Annotated in this window: 31 protein-coding genes; all 31 read left to right on the plus strand. The window is 64.4% G+C overall.

The annotated features are described in order from the left end of the window. Window positions 1–127, plus strand: a 127-nt coding sequence (locus tag ACS5PM_RS29705) for an EF-Tu C-terminal domain-related protein (protein ID WP_445683271.1), incomplete at its 5' end; no start/stop codon positions are given. A 13-nt stretch (window positions 128–140) separates the two neighbouring features. Next, complete coding sequence (gene rpsJ / locus ACS5PM_RS29710; protein WP_019561663.1) at window positions 141–452, plus strand: 30S ribosomal protein S10; 312 nt, start codon at window positions 141–143, stop codon at window positions 450–452. A gap of 170 nt (window positions 453–622) precedes the next feature. Next, window positions 623–1318: a 50S ribosomal protein L3 gene (gene rplC, locus ACS5PM_RS29715; protein ID WP_439391613.1), complete on the plus strand. Its 696-nt coding sequence runs from the start codon at window positions 623–625 to the stop codon at window positions 1316–1318. A 5-nt stretch (window positions 1319–1323) separates the two neighbouring features. Continuing rightward, window positions 1324–1944, plus strand: coding sequence for a 50S ribosomal protein L4 (gene rplD, locus ACS5PM_RS29720; protein ID WP_439391614.1), 621 nt, complete (start codon window positions 1324–1326; stop codon window positions 1942–1944). Next, window positions 1941–2273: a 50S ribosomal protein L23 gene (rplW, locus tag ACS5PM_RS29725; protein WP_439391616.1), complete on the plus strand. Its 333-nt coding sequence runs from the start codon at window positions 1941–1943 to the stop codon at window positions 2271–2273. Before rplD ends, rplW begins: the two co-directional genes overlap by 4 nt. 3 nt (window positions 2274–2276) lie before the next feature. After that, the gene (gene rplB / locus ACS5PM_RS29730; RefSeq protein ID WP_439391617.1) at window positions 2277–3101 is read left to right on the plus strand and encodes a 50S ribosomal protein L2; all 825 of its coding nucleotides are present in this window, start codon (window positions 2277–2279) and stop codon (window positions 3099–3101) included. Between the two features lie 11 nt (window positions 3102–3112). Further along, window positions 3113–3388 (plus strand): 30S ribosomal protein S19, encoded by a 276-nt coding sequence (gene rpsS / locus ACS5PM_RS29735; RefSeq protein ID WP_329718949.1) that lies wholly within the window; start codon window positions 3113–3115, stop codon window positions 3386–3388. Window positions 3389–3400: 12 nt separating this feature from the next. After that, window positions 3401–3730, plus strand: a complete 330-nt coding sequence (gene rplV, locus ACS5PM_RS29740) for a 50S ribosomal protein L22 (protein WP_439391618.1) — start codon at window positions 3401–3403, stop codon at window positions 3728–3730. Between the two features lie 9 nt (window positions 3731–3739). After that, a complete protein-coding gene (rpsC, locus tag ACS5PM_RS29745) occupies window positions 3740–4609 on the plus strand; it encodes a 30S ribosomal protein S3 (RefSeq protein ID WP_439391619.1) in 870 nt (289 codons plus the stop codon). A 2-nt stretch (window positions 4610–4611) separates the two neighbouring features. Continuing rightward, window positions 4612–5028 (plus strand): 50S ribosomal protein L16, encoded by a 417-nt coding sequence (gene rplP / locus ACS5PM_RS29750; protein WP_374674020.1) that lies wholly within the window; start codon window positions 4612–4614, stop codon window positions 5026–5028. Between the two features lie 15 nt (window positions 5029–5043). Then, the gene (gene rpmC / locus ACS5PM_RS29755) at window positions 5044–5244 is read left to right on the plus strand and encodes a 50S ribosomal protein L29 (protein ID WP_439391620.1); all 201 of its coding nucleotides are present in this window, start codon (window positions 5044–5046) and stop codon (window positions 5242–5244) included. Further along, window positions 5241–5516, plus strand: a complete 276-nt coding sequence (gene rpsQ, locus ACS5PM_RS29760) for a 30S ribosomal protein S17 (protein WP_439391621.1) — start codon at window positions 5241–5243, stop codon at window positions 5514–5516. The genes rpmC and rpsQ overlap by 4 nt, the downstream gene beginning before the upstream one ends. Before the next feature lie 128 nt (window positions 5517–5644). Then, window positions 5645–6157 carry a peroxiredoxin gene (locus ACS5PM_RS29765; RefSeq protein WP_439391622.1) on the plus strand — a complete coding sequence of 171 codons (513 nt, stop codon included), beginning with the start codon at window positions 5645–5647 and terminating at the stop codon, window positions 6155–6157. A 222-nt stretch (window positions 6158–6379) separates the two neighbouring features. Next, window positions 6380–6748 (plus strand): 50S ribosomal protein L14, encoded by a 369-nt coding sequence (rplN, locus tag ACS5PM_RS29770; RefSeq protein WP_439391623.1) that lies wholly within the window; start codon window positions 6380–6382, stop codon window positions 6746–6748. A 29-nt stretch (window positions 6749–6777) separates the two neighbouring features. After that, window positions 6778–7095 (plus strand): 50S ribosomal protein L24, encoded by a 318-nt coding sequence (gene rplX, locus ACS5PM_RS29775; protein WP_439391624.1) that lies wholly within the window; start codon window positions 6778–6780, stop codon window positions 7093–7095. 11 nt (window positions 7096–7106) lie between these two features. Next, window positions 7107–7673, plus strand: coding sequence for a 50S ribosomal protein L5 (gene rplE, locus ACS5PM_RS29780; RefSeq protein ID WP_439391625.1), 567 nt, complete (start codon window positions 7107–7109; stop codon window positions 7671–7673). A gap of 8 nt (window positions 7674–7681) precedes the next feature. After that, a complete protein-coding gene (gene rpsN, locus ACS5PM_RS29785; protein ID WP_439391626.1) occupies window positions 7682–7987 on the plus strand; it encodes a 30S ribosomal protein S14 in 306 nt (101 codons plus the stop codon). A gap of 24 nt (window positions 7988–8011) precedes the next feature. After that, on the plus strand, window positions 8012–8407 hold the full coding sequence (gene rpsH, locus ACS5PM_RS29790) for a 30S ribosomal protein S8 (RefSeq protein WP_329718967.1): 396 nt from the start codon (window positions 8012–8014) through the stop codon (window positions 8405–8407). 26 nt (window positions 8408–8433) lie between these two features. Continuing rightward, on the plus strand, window positions 8434–8967 hold the full coding sequence (gene rplF / locus ACS5PM_RS29795) for a 50S ribosomal protein L6 (RefSeq protein WP_439391627.1): 534 nt from the start codon (window positions 8434–8436) through the stop codon (window positions 8965–8967). Between the two features lie 11 nt (window positions 8968–8978). Beyond that, window positions 8979–9338 carry a 50S ribosomal protein L18 gene (gene rplR, locus ACS5PM_RS29800; RefSeq protein WP_439391628.1) on the plus strand — a complete coding sequence of 120 codons (360 nt, stop codon included), beginning with the start codon at window positions 8979–8981 and terminating at the stop codon, window positions 9336–9338. A gap of 25 nt (window positions 9339–9363) precedes the next feature. Continuing rightward, the gene (rpsE, locus tag ACS5PM_RS29805; protein ID WP_439391629.1) at window positions 9364–9882 is read left to right on the plus strand and encodes a 30S ribosomal protein S5; all 519 of its coding nucleotides are present in this window, start codon (window positions 9364–9366) and stop codon (window positions 9880–9882) included. A gap of 23 nt (window positions 9883–9905) precedes the next feature. Beyond that, window positions 9906–10091: a 50S ribosomal protein L30 gene (gene rpmD / locus ACS5PM_RS29810; RefSeq protein WP_324157748.1), complete on the plus strand. Its 186-nt coding sequence runs from the start codon at window positions 9906–9908 to the stop codon at window positions 10089–10091. Between the two features lie 25 nt (window positions 10092–10116). Beyond that, window positions 10117–10548: a 50S ribosomal protein L15 gene (rplO, locus tag ACS5PM_RS29815; protein WP_439391630.1), complete on the plus strand. Its 432-nt coding sequence runs from the start codon at window positions 10117–10119 to the stop codon at window positions 10546–10548. A 42-nt stretch (window positions 10549–10590) separates the two neighbouring features. Then, a complete protein-coding gene (gene secY, locus ACS5PM_RS29820) occupies window positions 10591–11901 on the plus strand; it encodes a preprotein translocase subunit SecY (RefSeq protein ID WP_439391631.1) in 1311 nt (436 codons plus the stop codon). 33 nt (window positions 11902–11934) lie between these two features. Then, window positions 11935–12153: a translation initiation factor IF-1 gene (gene infA, locus ACS5PM_RS29825; protein ID WP_439391632.1), complete on the plus strand. Its 219-nt coding sequence runs from the start codon at window positions 11935–11937 to the stop codon at window positions 12151–12153. A 38-nt stretch (window positions 12154–12191) separates the two neighbouring features. Beyond that, a complete protein-coding gene (rpmJ, locus tag ACS5PM_RS29830; protein WP_058933616.1) occupies window positions 12192–12305 on the plus strand; it encodes a 50S ribosomal protein L36 in 114 nt (37 codons plus the stop codon). Between the two features lie 35 nt (window positions 12306–12340). Next, window positions 12341–12706: a 30S ribosomal protein S13 gene (rpsM, locus tag ACS5PM_RS29835; protein WP_439391634.1), complete on the plus strand. Its 366-nt coding sequence runs from the start codon at window positions 12341–12343 to the stop codon at window positions 12704–12706. Between the two features lie 34 nt (window positions 12707–12740). After that, window positions 12741–13145 (plus strand): 30S ribosomal protein S11, encoded by a 405-nt coding sequence (rpsK, locus tag ACS5PM_RS29840; RefSeq protein ID WP_341426776.1) that lies wholly within the window; start codon window positions 12741–12743, stop codon window positions 13143–13145. A gap of 198 nt (window positions 13146–13343) precedes the next feature. Beyond that, window positions 13344–13967 (plus strand): 30S ribosomal protein S4, encoded by a 624-nt coding sequence (gene rpsD, locus ACS5PM_RS29845; protein WP_439391636.1) that lies wholly within the window; start codon window positions 13344–13346, stop codon window positions 13965–13967. Between the two features lie 150 nt (window positions 13968–14117). Then, entirely contained in the window at window positions 14118–15104 is a 987-nt protein-coding gene (locus ACS5PM_RS29850; protein ID WP_439391637.1) for a DNA-directed RNA polymerase subunit alpha, read from the plus strand. Between the two features lie 117 nt (window positions 15105–15221). Then, complete coding sequence (rplQ, locus tag ACS5PM_RS29855; RefSeq protein ID WP_439391638.1) at window positions 15222–15617, plus strand: 50S ribosomal protein L17; 396 nt, start codon at window positions 15222–15224, stop codon at window positions 15615–15617. The last annotated feature ends 4 nt before the right edge of the window (window positions 15618–15621 follow it).

Here is a 15621-nt window from a genome sequence, read left to right on the forward strand (position 1 = left end):
CGGCGACAACGTCAGCATCACCGTCAAGCTGATCGCCCCGATCGCGATGGAAGAAGGCCTGCGCTTCGCCATCCGTGAAGGCGGCCGCACCGTCGGCGCCGGCGTCGTGGCCAAGATCATCGCGTAAGGCGGGCTGCACCATGCAAAAGCAAAAGATCCGCATCCGCCTGAAGGCTTTCGACTACAAGCTGATCGACCAGTCCGCGCTGGAGATCGTCGACACCGCCAAGCGCACCGGCGCGATCGTCAAGGGCCCAGTGCCCCTGCCGACCCGCATGCAGCGTTTCGACATCCTGCGTTCGCCGCACGTCAACAAGACCTCGCGCGACCAGTTCGAGATCCGCACGCACCAGCGCCTGATGGACATCGTCGACCCCACCGACAAGACCGTCGACGCGCTGATGAAGCTGGACCTGCCGGCAGGCGTGGACGTCGAGATCAAGCTGCAGTAAGCAAAGCTGCGCCGCGAGGGCGGCGGTTGTGGGGCAGCCCGCATCTGCTATACTCGCGAGCTTTCCTGGAAGCCGGGTGACGATCTCGTTACCCGGCTTTCCATTCGTCAGCCCGGCCAATCGATGTCGGGTCGTGTAAACCGGCCCTCCCCATGAGGGCGGAGAAAACCATGAGTCTTAGCAATCGCCTCGGATTGCTGGGCCGCAAGGTGGGCATGATGCGCGTGTTCACGGACGACGGCGACGCCGTTCCCGTGACCGTGCTCGATGTGTCCAACAACCGCGTGACCCAGGTCAAGACCGTTGAGACCGACGGCTACAGCGCCGTCCAGGTGGCGTTCGGTGCGCGCAAAGCCTCGCGCGTGTCCAAGCCTGAAGCTGGCCACCTCGCCAAGGCGGGTGTCGAAGCCGGCGAAATCCTGAAGGAATTCCGCGTCGACGCCGACGTCGCAGGGCAGTACCAGGCCGGTGCGACCGTTCCCGTCACGCTGTTCGCCGCGGGCCAGAAGGTCGACGTGCAGGGCACCTCGATCGGCAAGGGCTACGCCGGCACCATCAAGCGCCACAACTTCAGCTCGCAGCGCGCGTCGCACGGCAACAGCCGTTCGCACAACGTGCCCGGCTCGATCTCGATGGCGCAGGATCCGGGCCGCGTGTTCCCGGGCAAGAAGATGACCGGCCACATGGGCGACGAGACCGTCACCACCCAGAACCTCGACGTGATCCGCATCGACGAAGCCCGCCAGCTGCTGCTGGTGCGCGGCGCGGTGCCGGGCGCCAAGAACGGCCATGTGGTCGTGCGCCCCGCCGTCAAGGCCCGCGCCGCCAAGGGCGGCGCTGACGCGGCCGTCAAGAAGGGAGCCTAAGCGCTATGCAACTCGAGCTCCTGAACGAACAAGGTCAGGCCACCGCCAAGGTGGATGCGCCCGACACCGTGTTCGCACGCGATTACAACGAAGCGCTGGTTCACCAGATCGTGGTGGCCTACCAGGCCAACGCGCGCCAAGGCACGCGCAAGCAGCTGACCCGCGCCGAAGTCCATCACTCGACCAAGAAGCCGTTCCGCCAGAAGGGCACCGGCCGCGCTCGCGCCGGCATGACCTCGTCGCCGCTGTGGCGCGGGGGCGGTCGCATCTTCCCGAACACGCCTGACGAGAACTTCTCGCACAAGGTCAACAAGAAGATGTATCGCGCCGGCATGGCCGCGATCCTGTCTCAGCTGGCCCGTGACGGCCGCCTGGCGGTGGTCGATTCGCTGACCGTCGAGGCGCCCAAGACCAAGCTGCTGGCCCAGAAGTTCAAGGCGATGGGCCTCGACTCGGTCATGGTCATCGCCGACCAGGTCGACGACAACCTGATCCTGGCTTCGCGCAACCTGGCCAACGTGCTGGTCGTCGAGCCGCGCTACGCCGATCCCCTGTCGCTGGTCTTCTACAAGAAGGTGCTGGTGACCAAGGCCGCGATCGAGCAGCTCAAGGAGATGTTCGCATGAGCACCCGTATCAATCCCGGCCCGGTGAAGGCCAGCGAGGGTCGCCTCGCCCAGGTGCTCGTGGCCCCGATCGTGTCCGAGAAGGCCACGCAGGTCGCCGAGAAGCACAACCAGGTGCTGTTCAAGGTCCTGCGCGATGCCACCAAGCCCGAGATCAAGGCCGCTGTCGAGCTGCTGTTCAAGGTCGAGGTCGAGGCGGTGTCGGTCGTCAACGTGAAGGGCAAGGTCAAGCGCTTTGGTCGATCCATCGGCCGTCGCGACCATGTCAAGAAGGCTTATGTCTCGCTGAAGGCGGGCCAGGAGCTGAACTTCTCCGGGGAGGCTGCGTAAGCCATGCCAGTCGTCAAAGTCAAGCCAACTTCCGCCGGCCGTCGCGCCGTCGTGAAGGTGGTGCACCCGCATCTGCACAAGGGTGATCCGGAAGCCTCGCTGCTGGAGCCTCAGAAGCAGAACGCCGGCCGCAACAACAACGGTCACATCACCACCCGCCACAAGGGCGGTGGTCACAAGCACCACTATCGCGTGGTCGACTTCAAGCGCAACAAGGACGGGATTCCCGCCAAGGTCGAGCGCATCGAGTACGACCCGAACCGCACGGCGCACATCGCGCTGGTGTGCTACGCCGATGGCGAGCGCCGCTACATCATCGCCCCGCGCGGTCTTGAAGTGGGGTCCACCATCCTGAGTGGCTCGGAAGCTCCGATCAAGGCGGGCAACACGCTGCCGATCCGCAACATCCCGGTGGGTTCGACCATCCACTGCATCGAGATGCTGCCGGGCAAGGGTGCCCAGATCGCCCGCTCGGCCGGCGCATCGGTCACGCTGATGGCCCGCGAAGGCACGTACGCGCAGGTCCGCCTGCGTTCCGGTGAGGTGCGCAAGATCCACATCGACTGCCGCGCCACCATCGGCGAGGTGTCGAACGAAGAGCACAACCTGCGCCAGTACGGCAAGGCCGGCGCCATCCGCTGGAAGGGCATCCGCCCGACCGTGCGCGGCGTGGCGATGAACCCGGTGGATCACCCGCACGGCGGCGGCGAAGGCCGTACCGGCGAGGGCCAGGCCCCGGTGTCGCCGTGGAACACGCTGACCAAGGGTTACCGTACGCGCAACAACAAGCGCACGCAGACGTTCATCGTCTCGCGCCGCAAGAAGTGAGGCCGTAGAACATGGCACGTTCACTCAAGAAGGGTCCGTTCGTGGACCACCACCTCCTGGCCAAGGCCGACAAGGCCGTGACCACGAAGGACAAGAAGCCGATCAAGACCTGGTCGCGTCGCTCGACCATCCTGCCCGACTTCATCGGCCTGACCATTGCCGTGCACAACGGCAAGCAGCACGTGCCGGTGTATGTGACGGACCAGATGGTCGGCCACAAGCTCGGCGAGTTCGCCCTGACCCGTACTTTCAAGGGTCACCCGGCGGACAAGAAGGCCAAGAAGTAAAGGAACACGACGATGGAAACCAAGGCAATCGTTCGTGGTGTTCGCCTGTCAGTCGACAAGGGCCGTCTGGTGGCGGATCTGGTCCGCGGCAAGAAGGTCGACCAGGCGCTCAACATCCTGAACTTCACTCAGAAAAAGGCCGCCGGCATCGTCAAGAAGGCGCTGGAGTCCGCGATCGCGAACGCCGAGCACAACGACGGCGCCGACATCGACGAGCTGAAGGTCACGTCGATCTACGTGGAGCAAGGCACCACGCTGAAGCGTTTCTCGGCCCGAGCCAAGGGCCGCGGCAACCGCATCAGCAAGGGCACCTGCCACATCTACGTGACCGTGGGGAACTGAAGGAAGACCATGGGACAGAAAATCCATCCGACCGGCTTCCGACTGCCCGTCACGCGCGCCTGGGCGTCGCGCTGGTACGCGTCGAGCCGCAACTTCGCCACGATGCTGGCCGAAGACCTGCAGGTGCGCGATTACCTGAAGACGCGCCTGAAGAATGCCGCGGTCTCGCGCATCCTGATCGAGCGCCCCGCCAAGAACGCCCGCATCACGATCTTCTCGGCTCGCCCGGGCGTCGTGATCGGCAAGAAGGGCGAGGACATCGAGAACCTGAAGGCCGAACTGACCCGCCGCCTGGGCGTGCCGGTGGCCGTGAACATCGAGGAAGTGCGCAAGCCTGAAATCGATGCTCAGCTGATCGCCGACTCGATCACCCAGCAGCTGGAAAAGCGCATCATGTTCCGCCGCGCCATGAAGCGTGCGATGCAGAACGCGATGCGCCTGGGCGCCCAGGGCATCAAGATCATGTCCGCCGGCCGCCTGAACGGCATCGAGATCGCCCGTACCGAGTGGTATCGCGAAGGCCGCGTGCCGCTGCACACCCTGAAGGCCGACATCGACTACGGCTTCTCGGAAGCCAAGACCACCTACGGCGTCATCGGCGTCAAGGTCTGGGTCTACCGTGGCGATCGCCTGGGTGCCGGCGAAGCCCCCGTGGCCAAGCCCGAGGGCCAGGAAGAAGAGCGTCGCCCGCGTCGTCCGGCCCGTCCGGGCGCCCCGACCGGCCGTGGCCGTCCGGGCGGCGACCGTGGTGACCGTGGCGCGCCGCGCCTGGGAGCCGACAAGCCTGCCGAGGGCGCTGCCCCCGGCGCTCCGGCGGTCAAGCGCGTGCGCAAGGTCGCCGCGCCTCCGGCTGCCGGCGGCGAAGGCAAAGGAGAATAAGCATGCTGCAACCAGCACGTCGCAAGTTCCGCAAGGAACAGAAGGGCCGCAACACCGGCGTCGCCACCCGTGGCGCCAACGTGTCGTTCGGCGACTTCGGTCTGAAGGCCACCGAGCGTGGCCGCCTGACCGCACGCCAGATCGAAGCGGCTCGTCGTGCCATCTCGCGCCACATCAAGCGCGGTGGCCGCATTTTCATCCGCATCTTCCCGGACAAGCCGATTTCGCAGAAGCCGGCCGAGGTCCGCATGGGCAACGGCAAGGGCAACCCCGAGTACTACGTGGCCGAGATCCAGCCCGGCAAGGTGCTGTACGAGATCAACGGCGTTCCGGAAGCGCTGGCCCGCGAAGCGTTCACGCTGGCGGCCGCCAAGTTGCCGCTGCGCTGCACCTTCGTGGCGCGCCAGATCGGCGCCTGAACGAGGACATAGCACATGAAAGCATCTGAACTGCGCGCCAAGGACGTCGCTGCGCTCGAGAAGGAGGTCGCCGATCTCCTCAAGGCGCACTTCGGCCTGCGCATGCAAAAGGGTACCCAGCAGCTGTCGAACACGGCGACGCTGGGCCAGACCCGTCGTGACATTGCCCGCGCCAAGACCATCCTGGCCGAGAAGAAGAAGGGGGCTGCGAAGTGACCGAAGCTCAAGCGACCACCAAGAACACCCGCACCCTGGTCGGCAAGGTTGTCAGCGACAAGCGCGCCAAGACCGTGACCGTGCTGGTGGAGCGCCGCACCGCGCATGCGCTGTACGGCAAGATCGTCGGCCATTCGCGCAAGTACCACGCCCATGACGAAAAGGGCGAGTACCACCTGGGCGACACCGTCGAGATCGCCGAGTCGCGCCCCATCTCCAAGACCAAGAGCTGGGTCGTGACCCGCCTGGTCGAGAAGGCTCGCCTGGTCTGAACGCCACGCCACCCGGGCCGGCGGGGTCTTGACGACTTTCGCCGAGCCGATGCGGCCGGACGCTGGAATACTGGCGCCCGGCCGTTGTTCTTGATGGCCCTGCTCACCACCCGTTCGAGGAGATCACCATGATCCAGGTCGGAGACAAGCTGCCCGCCGGCACGCTCAAGGAATACGTCGAGGTCGAAGGCAATGGCTGTTCGATCGGCCCCAACGCCTTCGATGTCCAGAAAGAGGCGGCCGGCAAGACGATCGCGCTGTTCGCCCTTCCCGGGGCCTTCACGCCCACCTGTTCGGCCAAGCACGTGCCGGGCTACGTCGAACAGGCCGACGCCCTGAAGGCCGCGGGAGTGGACGAGATCTGGTGCGTGTCGGTCAACGACGCCTTCGTGATGGGCGCCTGGGGTCGCGATCAGAAGACCGCCGGCAAGGTACGCATGATGGCCGATGGAAGCGCCGACTTCACACGCGCGCTGGGCCTGGAGCAGGACCTGTCGGCCGGCGGGATGGGGGTGCGAGCCAAGCGCTTCTCGATGCTGGTGGTCGATGGCGTCGTCAAGACGTTGAATCTCGAGCAGCCCGGCAAGTTCGAGGTGAGCGACGCCTCCACGCTGCTGGCGCAGGCGCGCGAGAACCGCTGAACTTTCGCCCGCGCTGAATTGATCCCGGGAGGCTTGACAAGCCCTCGGGAATACGCTGATAATTTAAAGCTTCGCCGGCTTTCGGCTTGCACGCTCGTTGCAAGGGGAAAGCCGGATCCGCCCCAAGCAGGCGCTTTCAGCTTCTGAAGGCAACTGACGGGCCCAAGACTGCTCGACTCACCTGATCTCTCGCGGGTGTGACGAGACAAGTTGGGGACACAAATGATCCAAATGCAAACGCGACTTGACGTCGCTGACAACACGGGCGCGAAGTCCGTCATGTGCATCAAGGTGCTGGGTGGTTCCAAGCGCCGGTATGCAGGCATTGGCGACATCATCAAGGTGTCGATCAAGGAGGCTGCGCCGCGTGGTCGCGTCAAGAAGGGCGAGATCTACAACGCAGTGGTCGTTCGCACCGCCAAGGGCGTGCGCCGCCAGGACGGGTCGTTGCTGAAGTTCGACGGCAATGCCGCCGTGCTGCTGAATGCCAAGCTGGAGCCTATCGGCACCCGCATCTTCGGCCCGGTCACGCGCGAGTTGCGCTCCGAGCGCTTCATGAAGATCGTGTCGCTGGCCCCGGAAGTGCTCTGACGCACCCGCGACAGTAAAGGACAAACGCGATGAACAAGATTCGCAAGGGCGACCAGGTCGTGGTGCTGACGGGCCGTGACAAGGGCAAGCGCGGCACCGTGACCGAGCGCGTGGATGCAGACCACATCGTGGTCGAGGGCGTCAACGTGGTGAAGAAGCACGTGAAGCCGAACCCGCTCAAGGGCACGACCGGCGGTGTGGTCGACAAGACGATGCCGATCCATCAGTCGAACGTCGCCATCTGGAATGCCGCGGCCGGCAAGGCCGACCGCGTGGGCATCAAGATGGGCGGCGAAGGCAAGAGGGTCCGCGTCTTCAAGTCCAGCGGCGAAGAGATCAAGGCCTGAGGAGCGCGAGCATGAGTCAACAGCAAAAAGCCGCGATCGTCGCGCGCCTGCAGGCCTACTACCAGGAGAAGGTGGTGCCCGACATGATGGCCAAGTTCGGCTACGAGTCGGTGATGGAAGTGCCGCGCCTGACCAAGATCACGCTGAACATGGGTGTCAGCGAAGCCGTGGCCGACAAGAAGGTCATGGACCACGCCGTCGGAGACCTGACCAAGATCGCCGGCCAGAAGCCCGTGGTCACCAAGTCCAAGAAGGCCATCGCCGGATTCAAGATCCGCGACGGTGTGCCCATCGGATGCATGGTCACGCTGCGCGGTGCGCGCATGTTCGAGTTCCTGGATCGTTTCGTCACCGTCGCGCTGCCGCGGGTGCGTGACTTCCGCGGTATCTCCGGTCGCTCGTTCGACGGCCGCGGCAACTACAACATCGGCGTCAAGGAGCAGATCATCTTCCCGGAAATCGAGTACGACAAGATCGACGCGATCCGGGGGATGAACATCTCCTTCACGACCACCGCGAAGACCGACGACGAGTGCAAGGCGCTGCTCGCTGCGTTCCGCTTCCCGTTCAAGAACTGAGGTGACCTGTGGCTAAAACCTCTCTGAAGCAGCGCGAAGACAAGCGTGAAAAGCTGGTCGCCAAGTACGCGAAGAAGTATGCCGAGCTGAAGGCGATCATCGACGACGCCAAGAAGTCCGACGACGAGCGTTATGCGGCCCGCCTGGAGCTGCAGAAGCTCCCGCGCAACGCCAACCCGACCCGCCTGCGCAACCGTTGCGAGTTGACCGGTCGTCCCCGCGGCACGTTCCGCAAGTTCGGTCTGGCCCGCAACAAGATCCGCGAGCTCGCCTTCAAGGGCGACATTCCTGGCGTGATCAAGGCCAGCTGGTAATCGAGGCGACAAGGAGAAAACACCATGAGCATGAGTGATCCTATCGCCGACATGCTGACCCGCATCCGCAACGCGCAAGCCGTTGAGAAGACCTCGGTGACCATGCCGGCGTCCAAGCTCAAGGTCGCGATTGCGCAGGTGCTGAAGGACGAGGGTTATATCGACACCTTCGCCGTCAAGGGTGACAGCGGCAAGAACGAACTCGAGATCGGCCTGAAGTACTACGCCGGCCGCCCCGTGATCGAGCGCATCGAGCGTGTGAGCCGCCCGGGCCTGCGCATCTACCGCGGTCGCGATGCGATCCCGCAGGTCATGAACGGCCTCGGCGTCGCCATCGTCACCACGCCCAAGGGTGTGATGACGGATCGCAAGGCGCGTGCCGCCGGCGTCGGTGGCGAAGTGCTGTGCTACGTCGCCTGACGACGCCATAAGGAAGGAATCGAGCAATGTCCCGCGTTGGAAAAATGCCGATCACCGTCCCGCAAGGCGTGGACGTGAAGATCACCGCTGACCAGATCACCGTGAAGGGCGCCAACGGCACCCTCGTGCTGCCCCTGGGCGCGCTGGTGACGGTCAAGCTGGAAAACGGTTCGCTGCAGTTCGCTCCGGCCAATGACTCTTCCGAGTCGAACGCCATGAGCGGCACGGTGCGCGCGCTGGTGGCCAACATGGTTAACGGCGTGGCTAAGGGTTTCGAGAAGAAGCTGAACCTGGTCGGCGTGGGCTTCCGCGCCCAGGCCCAGGGCCAGAAGCTGAACCTGCAGGTGGGCTTCTCGCACCCGGTGGTCAAGGAGATGCCTGCTGGCATCACCGTGGCGACGGCGACGCCCACCGAGATCGTGATCAAGGGCGCCGACCGCCAGGTCGTCGGCCAGATCGCCGCCGAAGTGCGCGCCATCCGCCCCCCTGAGCCCTACAAGGGCAAGGGCATCCGCTACGCCGATGAGCGCGTGGTCCTGAAAGAGACCAAGAAGAAGTAAGGAGCGACACCATGCTGAACAAGAAAGAGCAGCGTCTGCGTCGCTCGCGTCAAACGCGCGAGCGCATTGCGAAGCAAGGCGTCGCCCGTCTGACGGTCTTCCGCTCGAACCTGCACATCTACGCACGAGTGATCTCGGAAGACGGCACGCACGTGGTCGCCTCTGCCTCGACGGCCGAGAAGGACTTGCGCGAGCAACTGTCCGGCAATGGCGGCAACGCCGCCGCCGCGGCCCTGGTGGGCAAGCGCATCGCCGAGAAGGCGAAGGCGGCTGGCGTCGAGAAGGTCGCGTTCGATCGCGCCGGTTTCGCCTACCACGGCCGCGTGAAGGCGCTGGCCGAGGCCGCGCGCGAAGCCGGTCTCCAGTTCTGATCACGAGCGGCGAAGGAATAGCAACATGGCAAAGTTTCAACCCCGCATTCAGGACGAAGGCCGGGACGATGGCCTGAAGGAAAAGATGATCGCGGTCAACCGCGTCACCAAGGTCGTCAAGGGCGGTCGCACGCTGAGCTTCGCGGCGCTGACCGTGGTCGGTGACGGCGATGGCCGCATCGGCATGGGCAAGGGCAAGGCCAAGGAAGTGCCGGTGTCAGTGCAGAAGGCCATGGAAGCGGCTCGCCGCGGCATGGTCAAGGTGGCCCTGAAGAACGGCACGATCTTCCACAAGGTGGAAGGCGAGCACGGTGCCGCCAAGGTGCTGATGGCGCCGGCGCCGGCGGGTACCGGCATCATCGCCGGCGGCCCGATGCGCGCGGTGTTCGAGGTGATGGGTGTGACCGACATCGTGGCCAAGAGCCACGGTTCGACCAACCCGTACAACATGGTGCGCGCCACGCTGGACGCACTGAAGCGCTCGACCACGCCGGCCGAGGTCGCCGCCAAGCGCGGCAAGACGGTTGAAGAGATCTTCAACTGATCGGCCAGGCAGGAGAAACTCGAATGACCGACGCCAAGAAGACCCTGAAGGTCAAGCTGGTCCGCAGCCCGATCGGCTGCAAGGCCTCGCACCGGGATACCGTGCGCGGCCTGGGCCTGCGCAAGCTCAACAGCGAGCGCGTGCTGGAAGACACCCCCGCGGTGCGCGGCATGATCAACAAGATCGCCTACCTGGTGCAGGTGCTTTGAGCGCCTGAGCAGACGAGGACAAGACATGCAACTCAATTCGATCAAGCCGGCCACCGGGGCCAAGCATGCCAAGCGCCGTGTCGGCCGTGGCATCGGCTCTGGCCTGGGCAAGACCGCCGGTCGTGGCCACAAGGGCCAGAAATCCCGTGCGGGTGGCTTCCACAAGGTCGGCTTCGAAGGCGGCCAGATGCCGCTGCATCGCCGCCTTCCCAAGCGCGGCTTCAAGTCGGCTCAGCTGAAGTTCAACGCCGAAATCACGTTGTACGAGCTGCAGACGCTGGGCGCCGATGAGGTGGATCTGCTGACGCTCAAGCAAGCCGGCCTGGTTGGCGAGCTGGTGAAGCACGTCAAGGTGATCAAGTCCGGCGAGCTGAGCAAGAAGGTCGCGCTCAAGGGCATCGGCGCCACGGTCGGGGCCAAGGCCGCGATCGAGGCCGCGGGTGGCTCGCTGGCCTAAGGGCTGGCTGCTTCGCTAACGACTCGAAGGACACCCACCCTCGTGGCAACCTCCCCGAATCAGCTGGCCAAGTCGGGCAAGTTCGGCGACCTGCGTCGCCGGCTGGTCTTCCTGCTGCTGGCGCTCGTGGTCTACCGGATCGGTGCGCACATTCCGGTGCCCGGCATCAATCCGCAACAACTGCAGGCGCTGTTCCAGGGCCAGCAGGGCGGCATCCTGAACCTGTTCAACATGTTCTCGGGTGGCGCGCTGTCGCGGTTCACGGTGTTCGCGCTGGGGATCATGCCGTACATCTCGGCCTCGATCATCATGCAGCTCATGAGCTACGTGGTGCCGAGCCTGGAAGCGCTGAAGAAGGAAGGCGAGTCGGGTCGACGCAAGATCACGCAGTACACGCGCTACGGCACGCTGCTGCTGGCGGTGTTCCAGTCGCTGGGAATCGCGCTGGCGCTGGAGGGCTCTTCGGGCCTGGTGATCACACCGGGCTTCGGCTTCCGCGTGACCGCGGTGGTGAGCCTGGTGGCCGGCACGATGTTCCTGATGTGGCTGGGTGAACAGATCACCGAGCGCGGATTGGGCAACGGCATCTCGATCCTGATCTTCAGCGGGATCGCGGCGGGCCTGCCCAACGCCATCGGAGGCCTGTTCGAGCTGGTTCGCACCGGCGCGATGAGCATCATCGCCTGCCTGTTCATCATCGCGATCGTGATCGGCGTCACCTTTGCCGTGGTGTTCGTCGAGCGTGGCCAGCGCAAGATATTGGTCAACTACGCCAAGCGCCAGGTCGGCAACAAGGTCTATGGCGGCCAGTCGTCGCACCTGCCACTGAAGCTGAACATGTCTGGAGTGATCCCGCCGATCTTTGCGTCGTCGATCATTCTGCTGCCCGCGACGATCGTCGGATGGTTTGCCACCGGCGAAGGTCTGCGCTGGTTGAAGGACATCTCCGGCGCCCTGTCGCCGGGACAGCCGATCTATGTGCTGCTGTACGCCGCGATGATCGTGTTCTTCTGCTTCTTCTACACGGCCCTGGTGTTCAACAGCCGCGAGACCGCCGACAACCTGAAGAAGAGCGGTGCGTTCATCCCGGGCATCCGCCCAGGGGAGCAGACCGCCAGGCACATCGACAAGATCCTGTCCCGACTCACCCTTGCCGGCGCGATCTACATCACGATGGTGTGCCTGCTGCCGGAATTCCTGGTGCTCAGGTACAACGTGCCCTTCTACTTCGGTGGGACCTCCTTGCTCATCATCGTGGTGGTCACGATGGACTTCTGGGCGCAGGTGCAGTCTTACGTGATGAGTCAGCAGTACGAGTCGCTGCTGAAGAAGGCGAATTTCAAGGCCAGTTGACCGCGCTCGAGCCGGCTGCCACCAGAACCAAAAATGTCGAAAGACGACGTCATCCAGATGCAGGGCGAGATTCTCGAGAACCTGCCCAACGCCACCTTCCGTGTGAAGCTGGAAAACGGGCATGTGGTTCTCGGGCACATCTCGGGGAAGATGCGCATGCACTACATCCGCATCCTTCCGGGCGACCGGGTGACTGTCGAACTGACCCCGTACGATTTGAGTCGCGCTCGGATCGTTTTCCGCGCAAAGTGAACAACGTCCAGAGCGTTTGAACCCTCCAGGAGAAGACCATGAAAGTCTCGGCCTCGGTCAAGAAGATGTGCCGCAACTGCAAGATCATCCGCCGCAACGGCGTGGTTCGCGTGATCTGCACCGACCCGCGCCACAAGCAGCGTCAGGGTTGAGCCACCACGGCTGACAGCGAATCGAAGGAAGCACAATGGCACGTATTGCTGGTATCAACATTCCGCCGCACAAGCACGCGGAGATCGGCCTGACGCACATCTACGGCATCGGCCGCACGACGGCGCAGCAGATCTGCGACGCGGTCGGCATCGCCTACTCGAAGAAGGTCAAGGACCTGACCGACGGCGACCTGGAGAAGATCCGGGAAGAGGTGGGCAAGCTGACGATCGAAGGCGACCTGCGTCGCGAAATCTCGATCAACATCAAGCGACTGATGGATCTGGGCTGCTACCGCGGCTTCCGCCATCGCCGTGGCCTGCCGATGCGCGGTCAGCGCACCCGCACCAATGCCCGTACCCGCAAGGGTCCGCGCAAGGGTGCAGCCGCGCTGAAGAAGTAATCCGCCGTCCACGGACTAGCAAAGAGAACACAACATGGCCAAAGCACCTGCCAACACCGCCGCGCGGCGTGTGAGCAAGAAGATCCGCAAGAACGTCGCGGATGGCATTGCCCACGTGCACGCCTCGTTCAACAACACGATCATCACGATCACCGACCGCCAGGGCGGCGCGTTGTCGTGGGCCTCGTCGGGCGGCCAGGGTTTCAAGGGTTCGCGCAAGTCGACCCCGTTCGCTGCCCAGGTGGCCGCCGAAGTCGCGGGCCGCGCTGCCCAGGAGCAGGGCATCAAGAACCTGGACGTGCGGATCAAGGGCCCGGGTCCTGGACGCGAATCCTCGGTACGCGCGCTGGCGTCGCTGGGCATCCGCATCAACTCGATCTCGGACATCACCCCGATCCCGCACAACGGTTGCCGCCCGCAGAAGCGCCGCCGCATCTGAGCTTTGGCGGGGCCGAACGGGCTCTGCTACAATCGAGAGTTTCCCGAATGCCGACCGCGAAGAAATTCGCGGCCGGTTCTTCGTCTTCCGAAGCCCACCGTCTGAGCGCACTAAAAAACATTCGCCAGACTCGCGCGCCGGCCCGGCATTCGCCAGGCCACCGGGCGCGTCAGCAACACACCTGACAAAGGACATACCGTGGCACGTTACCTTGGGCCCAAGGCCAAGCTGTCCCGCCGTGAAGGCACCGACCTGTTCCTGAAGAGCGCCCGCCGCGCCATCAGCGACAAGGCCAAGTTCGATTCCAAGCCCGGCCAGCATGGCCGCACTTCCGGCTCCCGCACCTCCGATTTCGGGCTGCAGCTGCGCGAGAAGCAGAAGGTCAAGCGGATGTATGGCGTGCTGGAGCGCCAGTTCCGTCGCTATTTCGCCGAGGCCGAGCGCCGCAAGGGCAACACCGGCGCCAATCTGCTGGTGCTGCTGGAATCGCGTCTCGACAACGTCGTCTATCGCATGGGCTTCGGCTCGACCCGCGCCGAGGCCCGTCAGCTGGTTTCGCACAAGGCGCTGACCGTCAACGGCGAGGTGGTGAACATCCCGTCGTACCAGGTCAAGGCGGGTGACGTGGTCTCGATTCGCGAGAAGTCCAAGAAGCAGCTTCGCGTGGCGGACGCCCTGAAGCTCGCCGAGTCCATCGGCCTGCCCGACTGGGTCCAGGTCGACGCCTCGAAGATGGAAGGCACCTTCAAGAAGGTGCCGGATCGGGACCAGTTCGGTGCCGAGATCAACGAATCGCTGATCGTCGAGTTGTACTCGCGTTGATGCCGTTTTCGGTGCATGCATCCGTTGGGGATGCGTGCGGCCAACGCCGCCGCGGCAAGCCGGTTCCGCGGCGGTTCCCTCGCGCTCCGGTGTGGTCCGTCAGCCTTATCGGTGTAACGAGCCGAGGGTATTGAGAGGAACAGGACTTACATGCAAACCAATCTGCTGAAACCCAAAGCCATCGTTGCGGAGCCGCTGGGCGGCCACCGCGCCAAGGTCACGCTCGAGCCTTTCGAGCGCGGCTACGGTCATACGCTCGGCAACGCGCTGCGTCGCGTGCTGCTGTCGTCGATGGTGGGTTACGCGCCGACGGAGGTGACGATCGCCGGCGTGCTGCACGAGTACTCGACGGTCGACGGCGTGGCCGAGGATGTCGTGCACATCATGCTGAACCTCAAGGGCGTGGTCTTCCGCCTTCACAACCGCGACGAAGTCACGCTGGTGCTGCGCAAGGAAGGCGAGGGCCCGGTCACCGCGGCTGACATCCAGACGCCGCACGACGTCGAGATCGTCAACCCTGAGCATGTCATCGCCAATCTGGCGCAAGGTGGCAAGCTCGACATGCAGATCAAGGTCGAGAAGGGTCGCGGCTATGTGCCCGGCAACCTTCGCCGCTACGGCGATGAGCCGACCAAGTCGATTGGTCGCATCGTGCTGGATGCCTCCTTCTCACCGGTCAGGCGCGTGAGCTATGCGGTCGAGAATGCCCGCGTGGAGCAGCGCACCGACCTCGACAAGCTGGTGATGGAGATCGAGACCAACGGCGCCATTTCGCCGGAGGAAGCGATCCGTGCTTCGGCCAAGATCCTCGTCGAGCAGCTGGCCGTCTTCGCGCAGCTGGACGTGGGCGACATCGCCACCTTCGACCAGCCGGCCAAGAGCTCGGCGGTGTTCGATCCGATCCTGCTGCGTCCGGTCGACGAGCTGGAGCTGACGGTGCGTTCGGCCAATTGCCTGAAGGCCGAGAACATCTATTACATCGGCGACCTGATCCAGCGCACCGAGACGGAACTGCTCAAGACGCCGAACCTGGGCCGCAAGTCGCTCAACGAAATCAAGGAAGTGCTCGCCTCGCGTGGTCTCACGCTGGGTGCTCGCCTTGAAAACTGGCCGCCTCAAGGCCTGGATAAGCGCTAAGCAGGAAAGACGGCGGCGAGCGCCGTCAAAGAAGCCGGCCGCCCTGACGGGTGGCCACTGTGCACCCCCTGGTACCTGATACGGCCAGGGGTTCAATAAGGAAAGGAAAGCACCACCATGCGTCACCGCAACGGACTCCGCAAGCTCAACCGCACCAGCGAACATCGCGCCGCGATGCTGCGCAACATGTGCGTCTCGCTGCTGCAGCACGAGGCCATCAAGACCACGCTGCCCAAGGCCAAGGAATTGCGCCGCGTCGTCGAGCCGCTCATCACGCTGGGCAAGCAGCCCACGCTCGCGAACCGCCGCCTGGCGTTCGCCCGCCTGCGCGACCGCGACATCGTGACCAAGCTGTTCAACGAGCTCGGCCCTCGCTACCAGACCCGCCCGGGCGGCTACACGCGCATTCTCAAGATGGGCTTCCGCGTTGGCGACAATGCGCCCATGGCCTTCGTCGAGCTGGTGGATCGGCCCGAAGTGTCGACCGAAGCCGCCGAGGCGACGGCCGAATAAGCGC

It is taken from the genome of Ideonella flava, from assembly GCF_051857595.1.
Taxonomy (GTDB): Bacteria; Pseudomonadota; Gammaproteobacteria; order Burkholderiales; family Burkholderiaceae_C; genus Ideonella.

Coding starts and splice junctions, on each gene's coding strand:
- rpsC (WP_439391619.1), top strand. CDS start 3,740: ATGGGACAGAAAATCCATCCGACCGGCTTCCGACTGCCCGTCACGCGC.
- rplN (WP_439391623.1), top strand. CDS start 6,380: ATGATCCAAATGCAAACGCGACTTGACGTCGCTGACAACACGGGCGCG.
- rpmJ (WP_058933616.1), top strand. CDS start 12,192: ATGAAAGTCTCGGCCTCGGTCAAGAAGATGTGCCGCAACTGCAAGATC.
- rplX (WP_439391624.1), top strand. CDS start 6,778: ATGAACAAGATTCGCAAGGGCGACCAGGTCGTGGTGCTGACGGGCCGT.
- rpsE (WP_439391629.1), top strand. CDS start 9,364: ATGGCAAAGTTTCAACCCCGCATTCAGGACGAAGGCCGGGACGATGGC.
- rplR (WP_439391628.1), top strand. CDS start 8,979: ATGCTGAACAAGAAAGAGCAGCGTCTGCGTCGCTCGCGTCAAACGCGC.
- rplB (WP_439391617.1), top strand. CDS start 2,277: ATGCCAGTCGTCAAAGTCAAGCCAACTTCCGCCGGCCGTCGCGCCGTC.
- rpsS (WP_329718949.1), top strand. CDS start 3,113: ATGGCACGTTCACTCAAGAAGGGTCCGTTCGTGGACCACCACCTCCTG.
- rpsJ (WP_019561663.1), top strand. CDS start 141: ATGCAAAAGCAAAAGATCCGCATCCGCCTGAAGGCTTTCGACTACAAG.
- rpsK (WP_341426776.1), top strand. CDS start 12,741: ATGGCCAAAGCACCTGCCAACACCGCCGCGCGGCGTGTGAGCAAGAAG.
- rplF (WP_439391627.1), top strand. CDS start 8,434: ATGTCCCGCGTTGGAAAAATGCCGATCACCGTCCCGCAAGGCGTGGAC.
- infA (WP_439391632.1), top strand. CDS start 11,935: ATGTCGAAAGACGACGTCATCCAGATGCAGGGCGAGATTCTCGAGAAC.
- rplW (WP_439391616.1), top strand. CDS start 1,941: ATGAGCACCCGTATCAATCCCGGCCCGGTGAAGGCCAGCGAGGGTCGC.
- rplD (WP_439391614.1), top strand. CDS start 1,324: ATGCAACTCGAGCTCCTGAACGAACAAGGTCAGGCCACCGCCAAGGTG.
- rplV (WP_439391618.1), top strand. CDS start 3,401: ATGGAAACCAAGGCAATCGTTCGTGGTGTTCGCCTGTCAGTCGACAAG.
- rplO (WP_439391630.1), top strand. CDS start 10,117: ATGCAACTCAATTCGATCAAGCCGGCCACCGGGGCCAAGCATGCCAAG.
- ACS5PM_RS29765 (WP_439391622.1), top strand. CDS start 5,645: ATGATCCAGGTCGGAGACAAGCTGCCCGCCGGCACGCTCAAGGAATAC.
- rplC (WP_439391613.1), top strand. CDS start 623: ATGAGTCTTAGCAATCGCCTCGGATTGCTGGGCCGCAAGGTGGGCATG.
- rpsM (WP_439391634.1), top strand. CDS start 12,341: ATGGCACGTATTGCTGGTATCAACATTCCGCCGCACAAGCACGCGGAG.
- rplE (WP_439391625.1), top strand. CDS start 7,107: ATGAGTCAACAGCAAAAAGCCGCGATCGTCGCGCGCCTGCAGGCCTAC.
- rplP (WP_374674020.1), top strand. CDS start 4,612: ATGCTGCAACCAGCACGTCGCAAGTTCCGCAAGGAACAGAAGGGCCGC.
- rpsH (WP_329718967.1), top strand. CDS start 8,012: ATGAGCATGAGTGATCCTATCGCCGACATGCTGACCCGCATCCGCAAC.
- rpmD (WP_324157748.1), top strand. CDS start 9,906: ATGACCGACGCCAAGAAGACCCTGAAGGTCAAGCTGGTCCGCAGCCCG.
- rplQ (WP_439391638.1), top strand. CDS start 15,222: ATGCGTCACCGCAACGGACTCCGCAAGCTCAACCGCACCAGCGAACAT.
- rpmC (WP_439391620.1), top strand. CDS start 5,044: ATGAAAGCATCTGAACTGCGCGCCAAGGACGTCGCTGCGCTCGAGAAG.
- ACS5PM_RS29850 (WP_439391637.1), top strand. CDS start 14,118: ATGCAAACCAATCTGCTGAAACCCAAAGCCATCGTTGCGGAGCCGCTG.